This is a genomic window from Novosphingobium lindaniclasticum LE124 (assembly GCF_000445125.1).
GTDB classification, from domain to species: domain Bacteria; phylum Pseudomonadota; class Alphaproteobacteria; order Sphingomonadales; family Sphingomonadaceae; genus Novosphingobium; species Novosphingobium lindaniclasticum.
This window is the reverse complement of record NZ_ATHL01000110.1, coordinates 18,743-37,505: the sequence shown is the minus strand read 5'-3', so window position 1 is coordinate 37,505 and position 18,763 is coordinate 18,743. Positions and strand designations below refer to the sequence as shown.

20 protein-coding genes and 1 pseudogene are annotated in these 18,763 nt (G+C 62.5%); 4 read left to right on the top strand and 17 right to left on the bottom strand.

Going from position 1 to position 18,763, the window contains the following annotated elements; all coding sequences use genetic code 11:
* Positions 1 to 116: 116 nt before the first annotated feature.
* Positions 117 to 1,628, top strand: a complete 1,512-nt coding sequence (gene istA, locus L284_RS41080) for an IS21 family transposase (RefSeq protein ID WP_021234834.1) — start codon at positions 117 to 119, stop codon at positions 1,626 to 1,628.
* Complete coding sequence (gene istB / locus L284_RS41075; RefSeq protein ID WP_021234579.1) at positions 1,615 to 2,343, top strand: IS21-like element ISSsp4 family helper ATPase IstB; 729 nt, start codon at positions 1,615 to 1,617, stop codon at positions 2,341 to 2,343. Before istA ends, istB begins: the two co-directional genes overlap by 14 nt.
* Here istB and L284_RS41070 read toward each other — a convergent pair.
* From L284_RS41070 to L284_RS46965, 6 genes are all read right to left on the bottom strand, one after another.
* On the bottom strand, positions 2,327 to 4,495 hold the full coding sequence (locus L284_RS41070; RefSeq protein ID WP_021235226.1) for a hypothetical protein: 2,169 nt from the start codon (positions 4,493 to 4,495) through the stop codon (positions 2,327 to 2,329). The two genes, istB and L284_RS41070, sit on opposite strands and share 17 nt — an antisense overlap.
* A 12-nt stretch (positions 4,496 to 4,507) precedes the next feature.
* The gene (locus L284_RS46975; protein ID WP_021235225.1) at positions 4,508 to 6,652 is read right to left on the bottom strand and encodes a glycosyl hydrolase 108 family protein; all 2,145 of its coding nucleotides are present in this window, start codon (positions 6,650 to 6,652) and stop codon (positions 4,508 to 4,510) included.
* A 129-nt stretch (positions 6,653 to 6,781) separates the two neighbouring features.
* Positions 6,782 to 7,258: a virion core protein, T7 gp14 family gene (locus tag L284_RS41060; protein WP_152524721.1), complete on the bottom strand. Its 477-nt coding sequence runs from the start codon at positions 7,256 to 7,258 to the stop codon at positions 6,782 to 6,784.
* Entirely contained in the window at positions 7,251 to 7,730 is a 480-nt protein-coding gene (locus L284_RS46970) for a hypothetical protein (RefSeq protein ID WP_021235223.1), read from the bottom strand. The genes L284_RS41060 and L284_RS46970 overlap by 8 nt, the downstream gene beginning before the upstream one ends.
* A gap of 397 nt (positions 7,731 to 8,127) precedes the next feature.
* A complete protein-coding gene (locus L284_RS41050; protein WP_021235222.1) occupies positions 8,128 to 10,308 on the bottom strand; it encodes a phage nozzle protein in 2,181 nt (726 codons plus the stop codon).
* Positions 10,308 to 10,901: a hypothetical protein gene (locus L284_RS46965; RefSeq protein WP_081674081.1), complete on the bottom strand. Its 594-nt coding sequence runs from the start codon at positions 10,899 to 10,901 to the stop codon at positions 10,308 to 10,310. The genes L284_RS41050 and L284_RS46965 overlap by 1 nt, the downstream gene beginning before the upstream one ends.
* Positions 10,902 to 10,928: 27 nt before the next feature.
* Here L284_RS46965 and L284_RS48025 point away from each other — a divergent pair, with 27 nt between their 5' ends.
* On the top strand, positions 10,929 to 11,354 hold the full coding sequence (locus L284_RS48025) for a hypothetical protein (RefSeq protein WP_152524720.1): 426 nt from the start codon (positions 10,929 to 10,931) through the stop codon (positions 11,352 to 11,354).
* Positions 11,355 to 11,384: 30 nt separating this feature from the next.
* On the opposite strand, the gene L284_RS46960 is transcribed toward L284_RS48025, so the two are convergent.
* From L284_RS46960 to L284_RS40990, 11 genes and pseudogenes are all read right to left on the bottom strand, one after another.
* Positions 11,385 to 12,350 carry a major capsid protein gene (locus L284_RS46960; protein WP_021235220.1) on the bottom strand — a complete coding sequence of 322 codons (966 nt, stop codon included), beginning with the start codon at positions 12,348 to 12,350 and terminating at the stop codon, positions 11,385 to 11,387.
* Between the two features lie 278 nt (positions 12,351 to 12,628).
* Positions 12,629 to 13,498, bottom strand: coding sequence for a capsid assembly protein (locus L284_RS41035; protein WP_021235219.1), 870 nt, complete (start codon positions 13,496 to 13,498; stop codon positions 12,629 to 12,631).
* Entirely contained in the window at positions 13,495 to 13,662 is a 168-nt protein-coding gene (locus L284_RS48280) for a hypothetical protein (protein ID WP_021235218.1), read from the bottom strand. Before L284_RS48280 ends, L284_RS41035 begins: the two co-directional genes overlap by 4 nt.
* Before the next feature lie 8 nt (positions 13,663 to 13,670).
* Positions 13,671 to 15,239, bottom strand: a complete 1,569-nt coding sequence (locus tag L284_RS41030; RefSeq protein ID WP_021235217.1) for a portal protein — start codon at positions 15,237 to 15,239, stop codon at positions 13,671 to 13,673.
* A 9-nt stretch (positions 15,240 to 15,248) separates the two neighbouring features.
* Entirely contained in the window at positions 15,249 to 15,563 is a 315-nt protein-coding gene (locus tag L284_RS41025) for a hypothetical protein (RefSeq protein WP_021235216.1), read from the bottom strand.
* 395 nt (positions 15,564 to 15,958) lie between these two features.
* A pseudogene (locus tag L284_RS41015) lies at positions 15,959 to 16,762 on the bottom strand (hypothetical protein); the annotation flags it as partial.
* Between the two features lie 17 nt (positions 16,763 to 16,779).
* Positions 16,780 to 17,112, bottom strand: coding sequence for a MazG-like family protein (locus tag L284_RS41010; protein ID WP_021235213.1), 333 nt, complete (start codon positions 17,110 to 17,112; stop codon positions 16,780 to 16,782).
* Positions 17,112 to 17,378, bottom strand: a complete 267-nt coding sequence (locus tag L284_RS48275; RefSeq protein ID WP_021235212.1) for a hypothetical protein — start codon at positions 17,376 to 17,378, stop codon at positions 17,112 to 17,114. Before L284_RS48275 ends, L284_RS41010 begins: the two co-directional genes overlap by 1 nt.
* Positions 17,379 to 17,393: 15 nt before the next feature.
* The gene (locus L284_RS41000; protein ID WP_021235211.1) at positions 17,394 to 17,597 is read right to left on the bottom strand and encodes a hypothetical protein; all 204 of its coding nucleotides are present in this window, start codon (positions 17,595 to 17,597) and stop codon (positions 17,394 to 17,396) included.
* Positions 17,594 to 17,857 (bottom strand): hypothetical protein, encoded by a 264-nt coding sequence (locus L284_RS40995; protein WP_152524718.1) that lies wholly within the window; start codon positions 17,855 to 17,857, stop codon positions 17,594 to 17,596. The genes L284_RS41000 and L284_RS40995 overlap by 4 nt, the downstream gene beginning before the upstream one ends.
* On the bottom strand, positions 17,836 to 18,183 hold the full coding sequence (locus L284_RS40990) for a hypothetical protein (protein WP_021235209.1): 348 nt from the start codon (positions 18,181 to 18,183) through the stop codon (positions 17,836 to 17,838). Before L284_RS40990 ends, L284_RS40995 begins: the two co-directional genes overlap by 22 nt.
* A gap of 276 nt (positions 18,184 to 18,459) precedes the next feature.
* Here L284_RS40990 and L284_RS40985 point away from each other — a divergent pair, with 276 nt between their 5' ends.
* Complete coding sequence (locus tag L284_RS40985; protein WP_152524717.1) at positions 18,460 to 18,762, top strand: hypothetical protein; 303 nt, start codon at positions 18,460 to 18,462, stop codon at positions 18,760 to 18,762.
* Position 18,763: the final 1 nt, after the last annotated feature.

Below are 18,763 nucleotides of genomic sequence, written 5' to 3'. Positions count from 1 at the left end.
TGTGGAGCGGCGTGCAAAATTGACCCCCTTAGCGGGGTGATCGGCGTCTAAAATTGACCCCCTTCATCTCATCATGAGAAGCGCCGCCGTTTGGGTTCCGGACGGCGGGTACAGGGATGTTGGTTGTGGAGACGATTACGAGGATCCGTCGGGAGCACCGGGACGGGAAGCCTATCAAGGCGATAGCGCGGGATTTGCGGCTGTCGCGCAACACGGTGCGCAAGGCGGTTCGGGCACCGGACGCGGACGCCAGTTACGAGCGTAAGGAACAGCACCGGCCGCAGACCGGACCTTTCAGTGCTCGTCTCGAAGACTTGCTCGAGCAGAATGAAGGACTGCCCCGGCGTGACCGGCTTCGTATGACGCGGATCCATGATCTCCTTCAGCGCGAAGGGTTCGGCGGTTCCTATGACGCTGTGCGGCGCTATGCCGCGCGCTGGAAGCGTGAGCGTCGCGCCGACGCCGGCGATATGAGCAAGGTGTTCATCCCGTTGATGTACAGGCCAGGCGAGGCTTACCAGTTCGACTGGAGCCACGAGGACGTCGAGATCGCGGGCAAGCCGATGCGGGTGAAGGTCGCGCACATGCGGTTTTGCTGGTCACGGGCGCCATTCGTCCGCGCCTATCCCCGCGAGACGCAGGAGATGGTTTTTGACGCTCATGCCCGCGCCTTCGCCTTCTTCGGCGGGGTTCCGACGCGCGGTATCTACGACAACATGAAGACGGCGGTGACGACGGTCTTCATCGGCAAGGACCGGCTGTTCAACCGACGATTTCTGATCATGACGGATCATTATGGCGTGGAGCCGGTGGCCTGTAGCCCTGCTGCGGGATGGGAGAAGGGGCAGGTCGAGAACCAGGTCCAGACCAGCAGGGAACGGCTGTTCAAGCCGCGCCTGCGCTTTGCCAGCCTTGAGGAACTAAACATCTGGCTGGAAGCCGAGTGCAGGCGCTGGGCAGAGCGCAACGGGCATCCCGATCTGGATATGACGATCGCACAGGCATTGGAGGCAGAACGGCCGATGCTGCAACCGCTACCCGCCCCGTTCGACGGGTTCTTCGAGAGCGAGCACGTGGCGAGTTCGACGTGCCTGGTGAGCTTTGATCGCAACCGGTACTCGGTGATGGCAAAGGCGGCGCATCAAACCGTCCAGGTACGTGCTTACGCAACGCGCATCGTGATCCGTTCGGATGGTGCAGTCATCGCCGAACACGAGCGTGTCTTTGGTCGGAACCAGACGATTACGGACGCTTGGCATTACCTGCCGATCCTTGCGCGCAAGCCCGGCGCCCTGCGGAACGGCGCTCCCTTCCAGAACTGGGATCTTCCACCTGTACTTGCCGAGCTGCGGCGCAAGTTGGGTAAGGGCGATGATGCGGATCGCCGCTTCGTGCGCGTCCTGGCCGCCATTCCCGACGACGGCCTCGAGGTTGTTGAAGCCGCAGTCGCCGAGGCCCTCAGCGCAGGAACGGTCAGCGATGAGGTCATCCTCAACATCCTGTCCCGCCGGCGTGAGCCTCGCGATGCCCAGGCCATGGACGTCGTCGTCAACCTGAAGCTCAAGCATCCGCCGATTGCAGACTGCGCCCGCTACGACACGGTGCGAGGCCTCAATGCAGCGGCATGAGATTGTGGCAGCCCTCAAGGGGCTGGGGCTCAAGGGCATGGTCACTGCCTTCGATGACGCCGTCACCAATGGCATCCGCCGCGACAGAACGATCATGGAGATGCTAGCCGACCTGCTGCGTGCCGAGACTGCACATCGGGAGGCAGCGTCGATCCGCTACCGGATGACCGCGGCGAAGCTTCCGGCAATCAAGGACCTGGATGGGTTCATGTTCGACGGAACGCCGATCAACGAAGGGCTGATCCGCTCCCTGCACGCCGGCTCCTTCCTGCCGGAGCGGCGTAATATCGTGCTGGTCGGCGGAACGGGCACGGGCAAGACTCATCTGGCGCTCGCCATTACCGCGGCCGTGGTGCGCGCCGGCACCAGAGGCCGATACTTCAATACGGTTGATCTGGTGAACCGGCTTGAGGAAGAAGCACGTCTGGGCAAAGCCGGAAGCCTTGCCGCTCAACTCTCACGTCTTGATCTCGTTGTGCTCGACGAACTGGGCTATCTCCCCTTCGCCCGTTCCGGCGGCCAAATGCTCTTCCACCTGATCAGCAAGCTCTACGAAAAGACCTCTGTGATCATCACGACCAATCTTGCCTTCGGCGAATGGCCGAGCGTTTTCCACGACGCCAAGATGACCACCGCGCTCCTCGATCGCATCACCCACCATTGCGACATCATCGAGACAGGCAACGACAGCTGGCGGTTCAAAAACCGGAACTGAGCCCAAAACCCCTTCCCCCGGACCCCCATCCCCGGCGGTTAACCCGGTGGGTCAACAGGGACCTCCCACGGACGCCGCCGCCAGCACACCTGACGGTGCGCGTCGTCGTCCGTGGGCCCCTCCTATCGACTACCGGGATAACCGCCGCGCTGCCGAAAGGTGGGGTCAATATTGGGCGCCGATAGGGGGTCAGTTTTGCGCGCCGGTTGACACACTTGATGCGGTCCAGCGCGGCGCGAATGCCTCGCTTATGCGCAGCCATGTAGACGCGGCGACCCACCTCCAGCTCGAAACGGAGCGCCATTGCCTCGTCGGCCCGGCCCGCGATTTCGAGATTGCGAGCGGCCCAACGACGGGCAGCGCCGTTGCGGAAGAAGTCGTGAGCGATGAATCCAATGGTATTGAACACACCAGACGCGGGGGTCAGGGAGTTCGACTTGATGAAGGCAGACAGGCTGTTCATCGTCCTGCGCCACCCCGAGACCGCTTGAGCCTCTTCGGGATTCAGGAGGACTTCCTGGACGCGGTCCATGTCGTCTAGCGTCTTCAGCTTCGCGAACAGGTCGGTCAGCTCGTTGTCGCCCAAGGCATCCATAGAGGCACTGATGCGGGCCCGGATGCTGGCCTCGGTTTCGACGTGCATGACATCGTCCCTGATCTCGGCCATCGCGAGCTTGCTCTTGCTCCAACGCATGTCGGCTAGGCCTCGGGCAATGTTCGCCTTGATGGCCGTGCCTTCTGCGTGGATGCGGACGGCCTTCGTAAGCTCGTCCTTCAGGGCGTCTCGGGCCTCGCGGTCGCCTTTGAGGATCGCCGGGAGGTACTTGTCCTTGGCTCGGGTGAATTGGAGAGCCGCAAGCATCTGCTGGTGACCGCCGAGGCGGCCATCCATCACGGCCTGCTGGCTGCGCTCCAAGGCCGCTGCGGTGTCTGCTTCGGTAACTCCGGCACCGTAGGCGGCGCGGAACGCATGATCCTGCTGGCCCGTGGTCTTCGAGCCCATGCCTGCCTTCTCAAGAACCGCTTCTGTGGCTTCCTCCAGGAGCAGAGCGGCGCGCTTTGCAGTGTCCATGTCCATGCCATGGTCGGACGGGTCGATGCCCAGAAACGAACGATAGTGAGGATCGTCGATGACAGAGCCGTCAAGCTCTGCCTTCTCAAGCCGCTGCGCCCATCGCTCCGCTTGCTGGACCGTCATCTTCCCGACGCGCTCTTGGATCGCCTTACGGGCAGCCGACATCTCCCCGACCAGCTCTCGCGTGGTCAGGATCGCACCCTCGTCGAGGACGTCATCGGCTTGGCCGGTCAGGCGGTTAAAGGTTGGGCGAAGGGCACTGGGGGTTGAGCTGCGGGGACCTGGGGCAGCGCGGGTGGCCGTCTCGGTCTTGAGGGCCTTGAGGTCGTCAGCGACATCCGCCGTAGCGTGCTCGATGCTGGCAGGTGTAATCTGTGTGGTGAGGCGCGGCGTCTTGCCGTAGCGGGTTAGGACCATGTCACGGGCGACACGCCCACCCCACTTGGCTGCGGGAATGATCGCAGCGCCCAGGATGTAGCCGCCTGCCGCGCCGAAAGCGCCGCCGGTGACTGATCCTAGAAGACGATCCTGAAGGCCGCCCTCGGCAGACCCAGCGCCATAGATAGCGCCCTGAACGCCGCCAGCGACGACCATCCCCTTCAGGCCGGATGTCAGGCCGCGCGCCGCAACAGCGGACTTGATGCGCCCGCCCCAGCCCAGGATTGGCACGAAGCCACCTGCGAGCTGGCCGGTCAGGTAAGCGGAGCCGTGGTCTTCCTCGACGTCCGTGAGGAGCTGATGGTTGTCAGCGAGGGCCTTGTGGTAATCCTTACCGAACAGCAGATGATCAGCGGCAGCGCCGATTTCATCCGCAAAGCCGAACGAAACGGTGTCTGCCAAACCGAGGAATGCGGCGTCTCGCGAGTCGACCTCAGTGTCTCCCTGGGAGGCCCGATAGGCACGCACCAGGGGGGCAATGGGGTTCGTTATGCCGTCGATGACGGTGGGCAGGAAGCTCAAAGAGCTAGAGCCCACCCGCTGGCGGGAACCCGAGCGACGTTCGATGGTCCTCGCCTCGGTGGGCGGAGGGGCATCGAATGCGTCCGCTTCCGCGAAGAGTTTATCGAAGTCGCTCATGGTGTCCTTTGGTTACTTTGCGGGTGTCGTGGGGGCGACGAGGTACGGCTTGATCTTCCCGATGACCTGCTTGTTCAGCTGGTCCGGGAGATTGCCGACTTCGCCCTTGTCGATGGCTGCTTGGAACAGCGTTCGCTTGGCCTTGGCGAACTCAAGGCTGATGATGGCGCGCTGCTGCTCTTGGGTAATGACGCGGCCCTTGGGATCGCGCAGGTTCTTCCGCACGCGGCGGAGGGCGTCCTGCTCTGCATCATCCAGGGTGTCGGTGGCTGCGCGTACAACGGGGTTGTTCTTGCGGACCTCTTCGATGCCATTGGCTTCGCTCGTGACCGCGCCCAGGACCGCCCGACGGACCTTGGGGTCCAAACCGGCAGCACCTTGGCCGAACATCCGCAGGGCCTCGCCGGGAGAGCGCTTGCCCGAGTAGACGTCGCCCATCAGGTTCGCGACAATGTTCTGAGCCGTCAGCTCGTCCTGCTTGTCACGGTCCCGCTCGGCATCATCGGCAGCGCGCTGCGCACGGGCTTCATCACGGTCAGCATCAGAGCGAATCGTGTTGAGCAGCTGCGCGGTTTGCTGCGGAGTGATGTCGTGACGGCGGGCCGCCTCGGCAATCTCGGTAGGCGTTAGAGGCGCACCCAAGCCGGACAGGCGCAGCAGCATGCCGCTTGCATTCTCGTCCTGCTTCTCGCGCCGCTTGCGGTCCCACTCAGAATTGACCTCACGGCCCAGCTGGTCGCGATACTCCAGCAGCTTCGTGCGTTCTTCGGGTCGGAGAGACAAACCGCCAGTCATTTGCGAGGCCAGCGAAACACCAGGGTTACGCTTTGCGGCTTCAACGGGATTGAGCGGTTCGGGGTCGAGCGCAAAGGACGGATCGTCGATGACGTTGTCCGTGCCCGTTCCCCCTGGCCCTACACCAAGGTAGGTCCCCAGACGTTCCACGCGGTTCATCCAGGAGCGGAGATAGGTCGCCTTGCCGGGCTTTTTCGCGATGTCCTCTAGGCGCTTTCGGTACGCGCCTAGGGCACCTGCGGGGTCGTTCTTGTAGGTCGTTGCAAGCGAACGCGCGAACGATTTGGAATTGATGAATCCCGCGTCGAAGGCAATGGCCGCGACCGCCGGGTGGGCGTCGTCATACGCCGACTGCCAGTAGCGATCCTTGGCGATGCCAGCGGCTTTCCCGAGGGTCAGGTTCTTGACATCGACGTCCGGGTTGTTGCGGGCCGTGATGCCATACTTCGTGGTCCCTGCGCCGTCCTTGTTGTCGACGATCTTGTCGCCACCTTCCAAGTCCATGAGGACAAAGTTGATGACTTCCGATTGGCTGCGCCGCCGGGCGACTGTGGGCTTCGCCGCAGGGGCAGTGAGGTTCGATGCGGTGGGCGCGTAGGGCCCGTCAGGGACATCCACGGGAACGAGGGAGCCCTCGGTCAGTCCTTCGCCCAAGAGGGCGTTGACCGCACGCATAGCGTCTTCGTAACGGCCCTCCGCCTTCAGCTGCTCCGCCTTCCCCTGGAAGGTCGTAACAACGGTGGCGCGAAGCTCATCGTCGGTAACGGTCTGCGGGACCAGCTTGCGGAGCCCGATCAAGTCGATGCTGCCGCTGTCGATCTGCGCCCCGAGGTTCGTTGCGGCATGCGTAAGGGCCTCGCCCTTGAAGCGCTCCTCAATGCGGGTACGCGCAGACGCCTCCAGCTTTGCTCGGGTCTCCGTCATGGAGCCCGCAAGCCAGCGCTTGGCATCTGGGGTGGCGAGGAAGGATCGCAGCTCGCCAGTTTCGGGATCGAGGGCGAAGTCCTGGAAGAACTTGTCGATCTGCTGGTTCACCTCGGTCTGCCGGGTAGCGAGGTCAGGGTCGTCCTGGTTCTCGATGGTGGACCGCAGCTGGCCGTCGAAGTCCTGAAGGCCCGACTGAAAGTTCGTCATGGTGCGCCCGAGGGCCACGGAGTTCCGGTAGGAATGGCTCCGCTGCTCAAGCTCGGGATCGACATGGCCGGTTGCGGCGTCGATGGAGCCCTGTGCGGCGTTCTTCTGTTCGTCGGCCTGGAACTTCTGGTTCGTGTAGTCCTGGAAGGACGAGGCGGCCTTGTTCACGAGACCGAGGGTGCGCATCAGTTCCTCGGCACCACCGTCACCACGGGCAGCACTGCCCATGCGGGCGGAGCCCTGAAAGTCAGGAGCGCGCGTATTCCGCCGCTCGGGTACGATGCTCGACCGATGTTCGGTTAGGCGCTCCTGGCGGACCTGCCGAACCTCGACGGCTGCTAGATCAAGCGCCACTGATTATCCCTTCTTTGCGATTTTCGCGTTCGAGACGCCCGACCAGCCTTGCGCGGCGGTCGAAGCAATCTGAAGCCCGGCCCCGAGGACCGTGGGCGATTGGACGCGCGACAGCATGGAGTTCGCATCGGCCTCGTTGGCGCGGTGTTTGCTCTCCATGTTGGCGATGGTTCGGGAGCCCTGGAGTTCGGACTGCATCGCGCTGTCCAGCAGGAGCCCCTCAATGGAACCTGAGTTCAGCCCGAGGCCCGCTTCGCCTGCGGCGGTGCGGATTTGAGCTTGCTCGCGGCGGGCTGCGCGCATCTGGTCGAATAGCTCGCCCGTGGCCTCTTGCCGGGTTTCCTCCCGAACGACGCCACGCTGCGCGTTGATGGCCTTGGTCTGCGCCTTGGCAGTCTGAGCTTGGCCGATGACGGACGCGGTCGTTCCGGCGACCGCCGTCACGCCGACCACAATAGCTGCGGTGACTGGATCACACATGGAGGTTCGTCCTTGCGAAGATATGAAATTGGTGAGGTCCGAACTGCCGCTCTCCAATCAGCCGAAACCCGCCCCACCGCAGCCAGCGCATAGAGGCGGCATTGCGGTCGTCGATGTAGTTCCAGAGGATATTGTAGGCGGCGTTGAGTTCGTCGAAATAGCGGCGGGTGGCTCGGGCGATCCCGTACGCTTCCCGCGTGATCCCCTCGGTGCCCAGCATCCAAACGACGCCGACACCGGGGAGGGGATGGGGTGCTGCGCCAAACATGGCGACAGGCAAGCCGTCACGCCCAAGGATTACCCAAGCGTGCGACGAGAGTTCCACCGAGGTCCGCAGAGCGTCGTCGGGGGAAACGGCACCCATGGCCTCAATCTCGTCGAGGTCACAGGTCCGCAGGTTCTGAGAAAGGTAATCCGCCCACGCCCCCACCACGTCGGGGTCGACGCTGCGGAGGTCGTGGAACTGGATCATTGATACCTCTGCATCCACGCTGCGAGCCTTAAGATTTCATCCAAGGTCGCGTCGTTTTTGATGCGATTTGCGCGCTGAGAAATGACCTGAACGTTTCCGCGCACATATCCCAGCCCCGGTTTGAGCCTGTCCAAGCTAGGTGAGCAGTCGCTAGGCCTGCGGCCTGCTCCCTGCGTCACCTGCAAAGGTATTCCGAGGATCGGGCAATGTGTCGGTAGATCGAAATCAGTTTCTGAGATGTCGAACGGGACGTTGCGTAACTTAGCCCGAACGCGGGCTCGGCGGACCAGCATCCGCTTTGGATGCTTCAGGCGATACATAGCGTCTTGATGGCGCGCCTTTGCGGGATCGTGTAGCCTCTCTTGGCGTTTGCGCTCCCGATCTTGCTCGGGTGTCCTCATTGGCTCCTTGAGAAATAGAAGCCCTCCCATTCCGCCGACACGAAGGTCGAGGCGACGTGGGTGTCATTGGTGATTGTGACGGTCGCTTGCGCGGCATCGCCGTAGACCTGGAAGGAGTAGCTTCCTGTGTGGAAAACGGGCTTGTTCAGGCGGAGGTCGTTCGCACCAACCACCATGCCGGTAAACTCGGCCAGCTTGGCTGGAACGATGTCCTGCACGTCTGGGGACATGGCAGCGCCATACGGCGACACCTCGGTCCTGAAGAAAGCCGTGCCGGTGTAGTAGAGCGTGAAGGTCCGCAGCTGGAGCCGTCCGGTAGACAGCGGGCGTCCTTGGTAGTCCTGGGGGAACTGGCGGGAGAATGTAAGGCGGAAGCTGTAGCGCTCGCCACCGGTTGCCGTGCCGCTCTCATTGCCGACCACAATCACGCGATCCGGGGTGGCCCAGTTGTAACCTGAGGGGTCTATGAGACTGCCTGGACGAGACGGATGGGTTTTCGGGCGGATGAGCTGGAAGGTCGCCGGGTCTGCCATGTAGGGCAGGACGAACTCCGTGCGGTCGAACTCGGGATAGTATGTGCCGGTCACCGTCACCCGACGGTCTAGGTAGACCTGATGGTTCTGGTTGGCGGGCTTCGCTCCGGGTTCGAGCTGTACGCGCTCCAGCGTGATGTCAGCCTGCCGCTTGAACAGCAGGTAAAGGTAGCCGTCGATGTACTCGCCAGCGACTACTGGGGCACTGAAGGTCCACTTGCGCCACGCGCTCTGCACCTTCTCGTTTCCGTTCCAGTAGAACTGGTAGACGTAGACGTCGGTGCCGCCGGTCAGCGCAAAGAGGGCCTTGAGGTTCCCCGCAGAGACCATGCGCTTGAGGTTGCCCGGCACATAGGTTGGAACGTGCGCGGTGATCTCCGCCGCCGTCAGGTTGTCGCCATCGGAGAGGCGGGTGTATTCCCAGACGACGCTAGAGCCGTTCTGGTCACCGCAGAAGTAAACCTCGGTCCCGATGGTCACCGGGCGGACATTGGTGTTCACCTCGTACCGCGTCGTCGGCTGGATCGCTACACTCTCTGGTGTCAGGCCATCCTCGCCGTTCGTGATGGAGAACTGTGTCTGGTCCGCGAAGGCCATGATGCCGTCGTTGAACGCCAGCGCGTAGTTCAGTAGCGAGACCTCGTTGGTCGTCACGGCCACGTCAATCACGTCCGAGGCAACGTAGTCCAGCACGGTGTTGCGCCAGAAGTTGCCGAAGTCGCCTGTGCAGCTGAAGACCACATTCTCATCGACCAGGAGACCGAGGCGGTTCTGGTAGAAGAACACGTCGCGAATCGTGCGGCCAACGAAGGTGGGCACGGGGTTGGTGCTTTCGTCGCCCACGCCGCGCGGGGCCCAGCTGAAGGGCGCGAAGGTGAAGGTCCCGTCGGCTTCTCGAACAAGACAGTGTGGCATCGTGCGGGGGTCGAGGCTGTTCCTCAGGCCGTTGGCGCGCGTCTCATCCCACACCGCGCCGTTGCGTCGGACGTAGTAGGAGACGAAGCCGCTCTCGACGGAGCCGGTGATCTTGTACATGTCGCCGTTTGCCGCCGTCTCCGGCAGCTTCTCGACGCGCGGCAGCTCGCCCTTATAGGTCCCTGATCCGTACCCGCCGCTGTACTGAAGGGCAGAGCCGGACACCGCCTTGTTCGCGAGGGAACCCACCATGCCGGTGTAGGAGGACAGGGCGCTCGTCTTGTTGAGCCAGCGGGCATACTCGGGATCGCGCCAGAGGTTGTCGACAGCATCGACGATCAGGCACTGCTTTGAGGTGTTCACGATGAACGTGAAGTCCGCCACGGTCACCGCGCGAAACTTGCCGCTTGCGATGTAGTCCGTGCCGCCGGGAGTGGCGACCAGCTTCTGCTCGCCCGTGACATGGTCGATGACCTTGATGGCCCCATTGTCGATTACGACGATGTAGCGCTCGTTGGTGTCGCGGTTGATGTGGTGAACGAAGGCGTCGTCCGAGAGCGTCCAGGCGACCTTCGTGACCAGTTCGGTCGGAGGTCTCTTCCCGACGCCGTCTGCGAGAGACGCCCAGGTATTCAGTTCATCCTCGTTCTGGTCGGGGGACCTGAGGATCGGCGGCTGCTGCGAGACACCGTTGAAGAGGGTCGGGAGGACCCTCGTTCGTAGCGTCATCAGTAGGAGCGGCTGCCGAAGCCAGCGAGGGTAGCGTTGTTGCGGAACAGGTTTGTCTTGCGCTGTCCGCGCTCATCACGCTCCAGGAGAAGCCACGCTTTCATTTCGTCCTCCTCTTCAAAGCGGTCCAGGATTTGCGAGCCGATGGCCTTCGACTGAAAGCGCCGCCCGGCAGCCGTCGCGATGTAGCAGCGGGCCGTCTCAGGGCAGTCTTCGAACGCGAAGGCCCACACGATCTTCACGGTGATCCCAGCGGGAAACGTGAAGGTGCGGTCGGTCTTGTTGTAGAGCGCGAGGCCCTTGGGGTGCCGACGGGTCGTGAAGTCGTCCGTCGCGGACATTCCTTCGATCTTGAGGGTGCCCTCGGGGACCAGGATGATCCCTTCGCTATCCGGGGTTAGCGGATAGTCTTCGTCGGTGTTGAAATTGAAGCCGCGCGAGAGGACGCGCCGGGTCATGCTCGATAGTCGTGCACGAGCGATGGACACGTCCTTGATGCCGGTGACGGCCAAGGTATTCACTGGGGCCTGACCAATGCTCATGAGCATCTCGTTGACGGCCTCTAGTTCCGTCATAGCGGAGATCGTGGGCATTGATTAAGCTCCAAAAGGGGAATTGAGATGGCTGAAGAAAGCACAGGCAGTGAAAGATTTGAGCGAACTTGGAAGCCGTTGACCGGCTTCGCACTGGTAGTCGGTTTCGGTGTTCAGCCAGCCCTTCCTTATGTAAACCCGACTATCGTCATGCTTTTTGTTTTGTGTGCTGGTATGTTCTACTTCATGTCATATTCGAACTTTCACGGATTGGCCAAGCATAGTGAAGTGCGAGCGTTTTTAGGTCTCTTGATCGGTTTTGGTGCAATAGCAGCGTTTACGTGTGGAATTTTTCAATTCTCTTTAACACTTAACGAACTTGCAGCACCTTGCCAGAAGATGCGTCTCCAGCTTATCGCTAAACCGGACAGCACTTTGTCGGATACTTATTCTGCTCTGCATTGCCCCGCAGTTATGCCCCTCGAATGGCCTTGGGACCGCTGGGAAAAATAGGGGCCTCCGAAGAGACCCCCACTGATCGCCTTAGGCCGGGACAGCGCCCGTGCGCAGCTCGACGGCGCACTTGCTGCGGAGCTTGCGAGTGCCGACCATCATGCGCGAGATGAGCAGGGTGCCCTGCTTCTCCGGCTGGTCGACAATCTGGAACGACGGATCCTGCACGATTGCCGAGCAGGCGGCCATCGGGGTCCAGATGACTCCCACGGTCGTCCCGAACTTCGCGCGGTACGGAGCCGGGATGGCCGCGTTCGCGCTGTCATCGGCGCCGAAGACGCCCGAGGCAATGTTCGACTTGTGGACCTGGATGTCGTCGATGGTCGTCAGGGTCATCGAGCGAACCGAGGCGGTGCCGCCGTTGGTGTCGCGGTTCAGGTTCTTGTCGCTGCGAGCGACCAGATACCACTGAGCAGGCTTGAGCAGGCCGTGGACCGGCATGCTGTTCACCGGAACGTCCTTCTCGTCCATCGCCTGCTTCGCGGCGCTGAAGCCTTCGATCAGGGCGTTGGCATCGGTCGTGAAGGCGGCGTTCTGGAGGCCGGTGCCGCCGGTATCGCCGGGGAACAGAGCGCCAGCGCGGGCCGCGAGGATGAGGGTGCGGAGGACGTTGGCGTCGTAGTGACGCGCAAGGAACTCGCCCAGCTCCTTCGTGTACGGCGAGCGCACATCGTAGTGGTTGAGCAGCTCGTCGATGTCCGCGATGAAGACGCTCGACACCAGCTTGTCGTCGGGATCGACGGTGATCTCGGTGTGGGGAATCTGGTCACCGACGATTTCGGTGCCGGGGACGTGGTAGCCGCCGCTCGCGCGCCAGATGGCCGGGAACTTGAACGACTTGCCCTTGGACAGGGTCTTGGTCTGGTGCTTGTCGCGCAGCACCGTCGCCGTTTCGAAGGCAGTGATGACCTCGCCTCCGAAGAGGTCGAGCATGAGTGCGCGTACATCGCCTGCGCCCTGGTTCTGACCGGGGCGATTGGGAGTGGAATTGGCCACAGTTTCCTTGGAAAAAAAGAGAAGGGATTAGGTTCTGACCGGGAACCGGAGCGAGGCCGTTGCCAGTTGCCTGAGGTTATCCTTGCGGGCCTGAGGGGGCGTTCACGACAACTTCGGGAGAGGTCGGGTAAATTGCGGGGATGAAGGCCACCTCCCCGTGAAGTGTGCGCCTGCCGTCGACTGCAAGAGTAACGCGCTTGAGCCCTAAGGCATCAGAGGGGCGTGCCATATTGAAGACCCCCGGAGTGTGCTTCTTAAGAGAGGCCCCGGAGGTGCGATTATCGCGTGAAGACTTCGCGCTCGAACATCGGACGCTGCACGACCTGGAAGCCGCCGCGCTGCGAGCGCTGGAGCTTGTCCATCACGCCCTGTCGATAGGTCGCGTCGGTCGAATAGCGGGGGTCCTTCTGGTCCGCGATCAGCTGGGCGCGATCCGTGTAGACGTCGCCAGCCTGCGAAGGGGTGCCTGCGGGAGTGATGAGGGTGCCTTCCGAAGGACGCGCGGTCGAGTAGCGGGCATAGAGGCCGCGCACGGCGTTCTCTCGCAGCTGCGGATTGTCCAGCGCGGTGTTGTAGGCGTCCAGCTCCTCCTGCGACAGCTTCTCGGCAGCCCAGCGCGACATCGCGTTGTAGTTGTCCTGGCCGTCGGTGAACGAGTGGATTTCGCCCATGGTCTGGTTGGTGATGGCCTCAAGGCCCTTCAGGTAGACGTTGAAGACTTCCTTCGGGATACCTGCGGCTTCCAGCTCAGCCACTGTCTCGTCGCTGACAGCGCCCTCCGACCATTCGGTACGGGCCTTGTCCATTGCGGTTGCGAGCGGGGCCGGAGCGGCTGCCTCGGGTTCCTTCGGCTTCTCGATCTTGCCTTCAGGCGAAACCGGCGGGGAGCCTTCGGGGGCCTTGGGTGTCTCTGCGGGCGCTGACTGCTTTGCCTCAAGCTCCGCATAGCTGCGGGCGAGGGCTTCGTAGTCGGCCTTGCCGTCCTTCCAGAACTTCTCGGGGACGTACTCGGGGCGCTGCGGGCCTTCGGCTGGCAGTTCGTTTACGCCGACCGGCTCCGTAAAGCCGCGCTGGCCGACCTCGACGGAGGCCTGTTCAGCGGGAGAGAGGGCGGGCGTTTCAGCCGCACCCTCTGCCGGGGTCGTCACTTGTAGTTGATCTGCACGAGGCCGCCGAGAATCTCGACTTCTTCAGTCTCGACCGGCGCTTCCTCGACCACCTGGACGTCGGTGTTGTCGACGATCTGCATGGTGTCGTTGGAGAGGACTTCGGTGCCCTTGGGGGTTTCTGCGGGCGGGGTCTTGGTAGCCATGGGGTTCCTTAGATTTGCGGTGGGGCCTGCTCCGGCCCGGCTTCCATATTCATTGCATCAGCCGCACCCTTCGCAATCTGCGGGGCGGCGGCGAGGGCGGCTTGGTTTGCCATCGCGGACTGCTGTTCTTCCTGCTGCGCCTCTGCGCTCTTGATGAGCGACTCGACTGCCTCAATCCCGTAGCTGTCAGCGAAGCGGCGACCGACCTCAGTGGGATCGGTGATGCTCTGGATGACCTGGGGCCCGTAGATGGCCACCATATCGTCCATCCACATCCGCAGCTTGTTGGCGGAGTGGTTCCGTCCCAGGGCTTCGAAGCCCGTGACGATGGTCGGCTGGACAGACTTGGGCAGCTCGGGCGCTTCGCCCTGCCGGATGAGGATGTAGAGGATGCGCCGGATCAGCGGGAGCTGGAACTCGGCAGACAGGACGGTGTAGACGCCGCCCAGAACGTTCTCTAGCTCCTGCGCCATCGCACGGATTTCCTCCGCCGTGACACGCTCGGCCTGCCGAACGGTTCCGCTTTGGAGCATGAAGGCGTGAGAGAGGCGAAGCTCCAGGCGCTCGGCCACTGCGCTTGCCACCGAGAAGTCCTGGGTCTTCTCCAGCTGGAGAGCCTTGACCTTGTCGATGTAGCCAGTGACGAAGTCGCCGGTCTCTGCACCCGCCAACTCCTCCACGTCGATCATCGCGTTCGGATCGACGATGTGGATGATGCGGGAGGCGACTGCGGCGAACTGGATGATGGCCTTGGAGAGGTCCTCAAGGGACATCAGGTCACCCACGTACTCCGAGACGTGCGCCCGGCCATAGTCGCTGCCGGGGATCGCTTGCCAACGAAGCGCCATCCAGCCCGAGCTATCCTTAGGCGACTTGCCTTCGGAGCCAGGGACGATGATGCCGTTGATTTCCTGGTAGTGGACGATGTCGTCACCCACGCGCTTGATGTGCGTGTAGACTTCGACCAGCTTGTCGTTCTCTTTGCCTTCCTCCGTGACGACCTTGCAGGCCGCTCGGACCTCCTCGGTGAGCGTCGAGGGGTAGACCTTCTCGAACACCACGGCTTCCAGCATGCCCCCACGTTCGTCCCGCAGGACCACGTATTGGTCCAGGCGGAACATGCGAGGGGCACCGCCGTCCAGCGCGAAGTACACGAGGGCGTTGCCTGCGACGATCAGGTGGCGAAGGACTTCCATGAAGATCGGTCGAGACATGCTCGTGTCGATCAACAGGTGAGCCTTGGAGCTGATGCGGTTCAGGGCTTCCTTGACGGTGGAGAGGTTTTCGCCAAGTTCCGCTGCGGTGTCCTCGTGGACACTTAGGCGCGCGAAGTGCTGGTCGGGCGGGAAGAGGGTGACCAAGAGCCAAGCGGCGAGGTTGTTGATGCAGCGCGCTCCGAGGCTCTGGTAGGGCTGCTCGAAGGAGGCGTTGCTGTCTTGGCCGTCATCGGGGACGAGGCCAGGAATGGTCAGCTTGGAATTGGACCGTGCGCGCTCTAGGGCTGACTGCCGCGAGCTGGTCAGCTGGGTGAACCGCGACTTCGCGACCGCCACCAGCTTCGTGGTATTCTCTGCCAACAGCGGCCCTTAAACGGTCCTGACGTTGTTGCCGTACCATGCTCCGCGTCTGCCACCCCCGCCCTGAACGGGCGTGATCTTCGGCAAGACCGGCTGAATGTTCAGCAGCGGGGACGAAGACGAGGATGGCGAAGCGGTCGCCGGGGGAGCTGCCGAAGCAGCCCCACTCCCGGCGCGCTCGATGCGCAGGCTGGAGCGGCCCATGCGCAGAGCCCTGGTGGTCGGATCAACGCCGTCGAGGTACGGGTTGCGGATGATTGCGGGCTCGGGCGTTGCCGCCGTCGCGTCCGTGGTTTTGACCTTGGGGGTCTTCACGATGCACATCAGCGGCGGCCCTTTCGGACAACGTCTCGCGTCACGGCATCGCGCCAATTCTTGAGGAATAGGACAAGCTCGCGCTTGCCTGCTTGTCGCTGGATGCTCTCCATAGAGTCCCCGGCTTCGGGGACCCGCTCAGGCACGAGCCGGTCCAGCTCGTCGACTAAAGCGACGGCGCTATCTGGGAACTTCAGGGGAATCCTCGGAAAAAATAGGGGACCGCTCAAACCCGCACCAGCTGCCGGGCCGTCCTCGAAAAGCGAGGAGGTTGTCCGGTGCGTCGATGGCTTACGGCGAGCGGTCCCCTAAGGACCATAAGAGGGAGGGAGAGTTTCCTTCCTCCAAGGGTGGGTGTTATTTGAACCCTCGGCACGGAAGTTTCCTTCCTCCGAGGGTGAGCTTTAATTGGCCTTTTTCGGTTCCCACGGGATTACTCGGGAACCGTCCATATCCTGAGCTTTCAGGATACGGGCGACGTTCACTTGAACGACCGCGTCGGTTTCGGTCAGCCCCGCCTTTTCGTAAGCCGACACAATCGCCGCCCACCGGCACCCAAGGTCAACCTCGCGCCACCTCTTCTCCTCCACGCCCTTCCTCGGGCCGGACTTGAACACATGGACGAAAGGCTCCCATCCGATCCCCGCCAGTAGCTTGTCAGCTGCTGCGGGTCCCGCGCCGGGGCACCCATGGTAACCGTCAGTCTGGTCGCCGCAGATGGCCTGCCAAAGCATGAAGCGCTCGGCCTCCGCAGGCTCAATCTCACGGACGAACTGGTCCTTATTGGGATTGAAGAGGAGACCTGGGACGGTCTGCATGTCCTTGTCGGCTGACACGATGATCCGCTCGCCCTTGTGGGGCTCCGTGGACAGGATGCCCATCACGTCGTCCGCTTCCAGGCGAGGGCGGCGGTCGGTCGGGTAGGTCTCCGCCAGCCAGTCCTTCATGTCGTAGAGGTGTTCCGGGCGGACGGTCGCGGCCCGGTTGGTCTTGTAGAGCGGATAGATGTCTTTCCGCCAATTGCTGAAGTCGTCCGACAGACAGATGATGAGGTCCGTGGCGTCCAGCTGTTCAACGAGCGCGTCTAGGGTTTCTCGGGCGTCCTTCTTGGCACCCTCGAAATCGGCGGTGTGCGATACCACTCCGTCGCCCCAGTCGATCCGCTGCTCGTTCGACGCTGCTGCCCGATAGGCGATGATGTCAGCGTCGACGAGGAGCGTCCTACTTACGGCTCCACCATTCGGGTGGCCAGCCCGACCTTCTGGGAGGTGGCGTTGAACTTGCGCGCGACCGCCGCATCCAAGTCGATGCCCTCGGCCATCGCGATAAGGTCAGCGCAGATGACCACGTCGGCCAGCTCCTCGGCCAGATGCGCCACGGTGTCGCGCGACCCGGCGATGCCCAGGCGCTCGCGCTCGATTTTCTTGATGACGTTGCAGGCCTCTCCGGCCTCGCCTGCCAGTTCGTTACCACGGTACGCTAGGGAGATGCGGTTGTCCGCATCCCACTCGGCTTGCCGGGCGGCGTTGGCGGAGCGCAGGGAAGTGAAGGCTGCCATCAGTCGAAGCGCACCGTTGCGCCCTTCCCGATGTAGCCGCCGCACACGGTGCCGCTGACAGGCTGGCCGTTGACGCCGGTTGCGGTGAAGTCGCGGGCCCAGTCGTCGCGCTCGGAGCAGTTGAAGCTGGCAGTGAAGGTCCATTCCGTTTGGATGTCGGTGAAGCCGAGCGCGGCCAGCGAGTTTCGGCTGGCGACGTCGGGGTCCGTGCAGGCCGCTAGGGCGAGCAGAGTCAGCGCCGCGAGAACGGCGAGAGTGCGTTTCATCGGAGTTCCTTTGAATTATTGGCGGAGGTCAGGACGCCCGGCAATGTGCGGGGCGTAGGTGACGACCGTGGTCATCTTGACGAGACCTGAGTTGTTGCAGGCGGTGCAATCCGAGTAGATCACGTCGTACTCGCCCTTGTGGTAGCAGGTAGTTTCGTGGCGGGAGTGGTTTCCCGCGCCCTTGCATTTAGGGCACACGATGATCTCGACCTTGGTCATGGCGGGGTTACTCCCAGCTCCAGAAGTCGATCTTCAATACGGGACAGGAGGACGTCGAACAGGAATGCCCGGTCGTCTTCAGTGATGGTGATCTCAGGGCGGACGAGCCCTTCATAGCCGCGCGGGGCTCCGTAACGGGCGAAGCACGGTGTGCCGGTATCGCCCGATGCGTCCCGCAAGTCCCGGAGCCTTCGGCCCCGATCCAGTAGCTCGGCGGCTTCCTTAATGGCGTCGTGCTTCATCCGAAGATTGCCCACCATGGCCTCTTCGTCACCTTCGCGGCAGCCTCGCGGTCCCGCTTCTCGCACGCTTCGACAACTTGGATCGAAGCGCGCTTGGTGACATTGGCCTTGTCCAGCTGGCCCGTCTGAGCGTCACCGAAGACAACCCAGGAGCCCACGGTCTGATCTACCGGAAGCGCAGCGCCTTCGGTGTCATCGCGTAGCGTCGGCGGGATCAGCGCCGAGCAGTCGCTTGCAGGCCGGTTGTAAACGATAGGTGTCGCGCAGGCAGAGAGCATGAAGACCGGCGTTGTGAACACCAGCCCCAGCTTCCGCAGCCGCGCCAGGAGCGGAGAGAATAGCATCACGGTTTCCTTGAGAGATGACGTCGATCCGACCGTAGGTCTCGTGAGTGTCGACGACGATGTGGACGGTATCCTGGGCGGCCTGCTTCGACGCGTCAGCGGTCACGGCGGTCGCTTGGGCGACTGCGGTTTCTTTGCGGGCGCGTGAGGGAGACGTGAGGAACCAGTAGAGCAAGATGGCGGCTGCAAGTGCCGCAACAATGGGGATAACGCGGCGCGACACTTGGTTAACCTTCTGCAACGGTTTAGAACATGGAGAGAACGGAGGTTTGTCTAGTGGAAGCTTCGAAACGAGAACGCATCTTTCTGTATGGTGTCGTCCCAATTGCCTCGGTAATCATCGGAGCAGTTGCCACGGCGCTCGCTACGAAATACTTTGGCGACAACCCCGCCGAGGACAGTCTGCTCAAGCTGCTTGCAGATCCTCACCTGTCTCCAGCGGACAGGCTGAAGGTGCTTCAGGCGCTTAAAGAGATTGACGAGCCTTTTTGGGGGACCGTTCGGACCTTTGTCGGATTCCTTGCGGTTCCCATTGTTTGGATCGGTGTCGCCATCTCGCAGTGGATCGGGAGACAGTAGC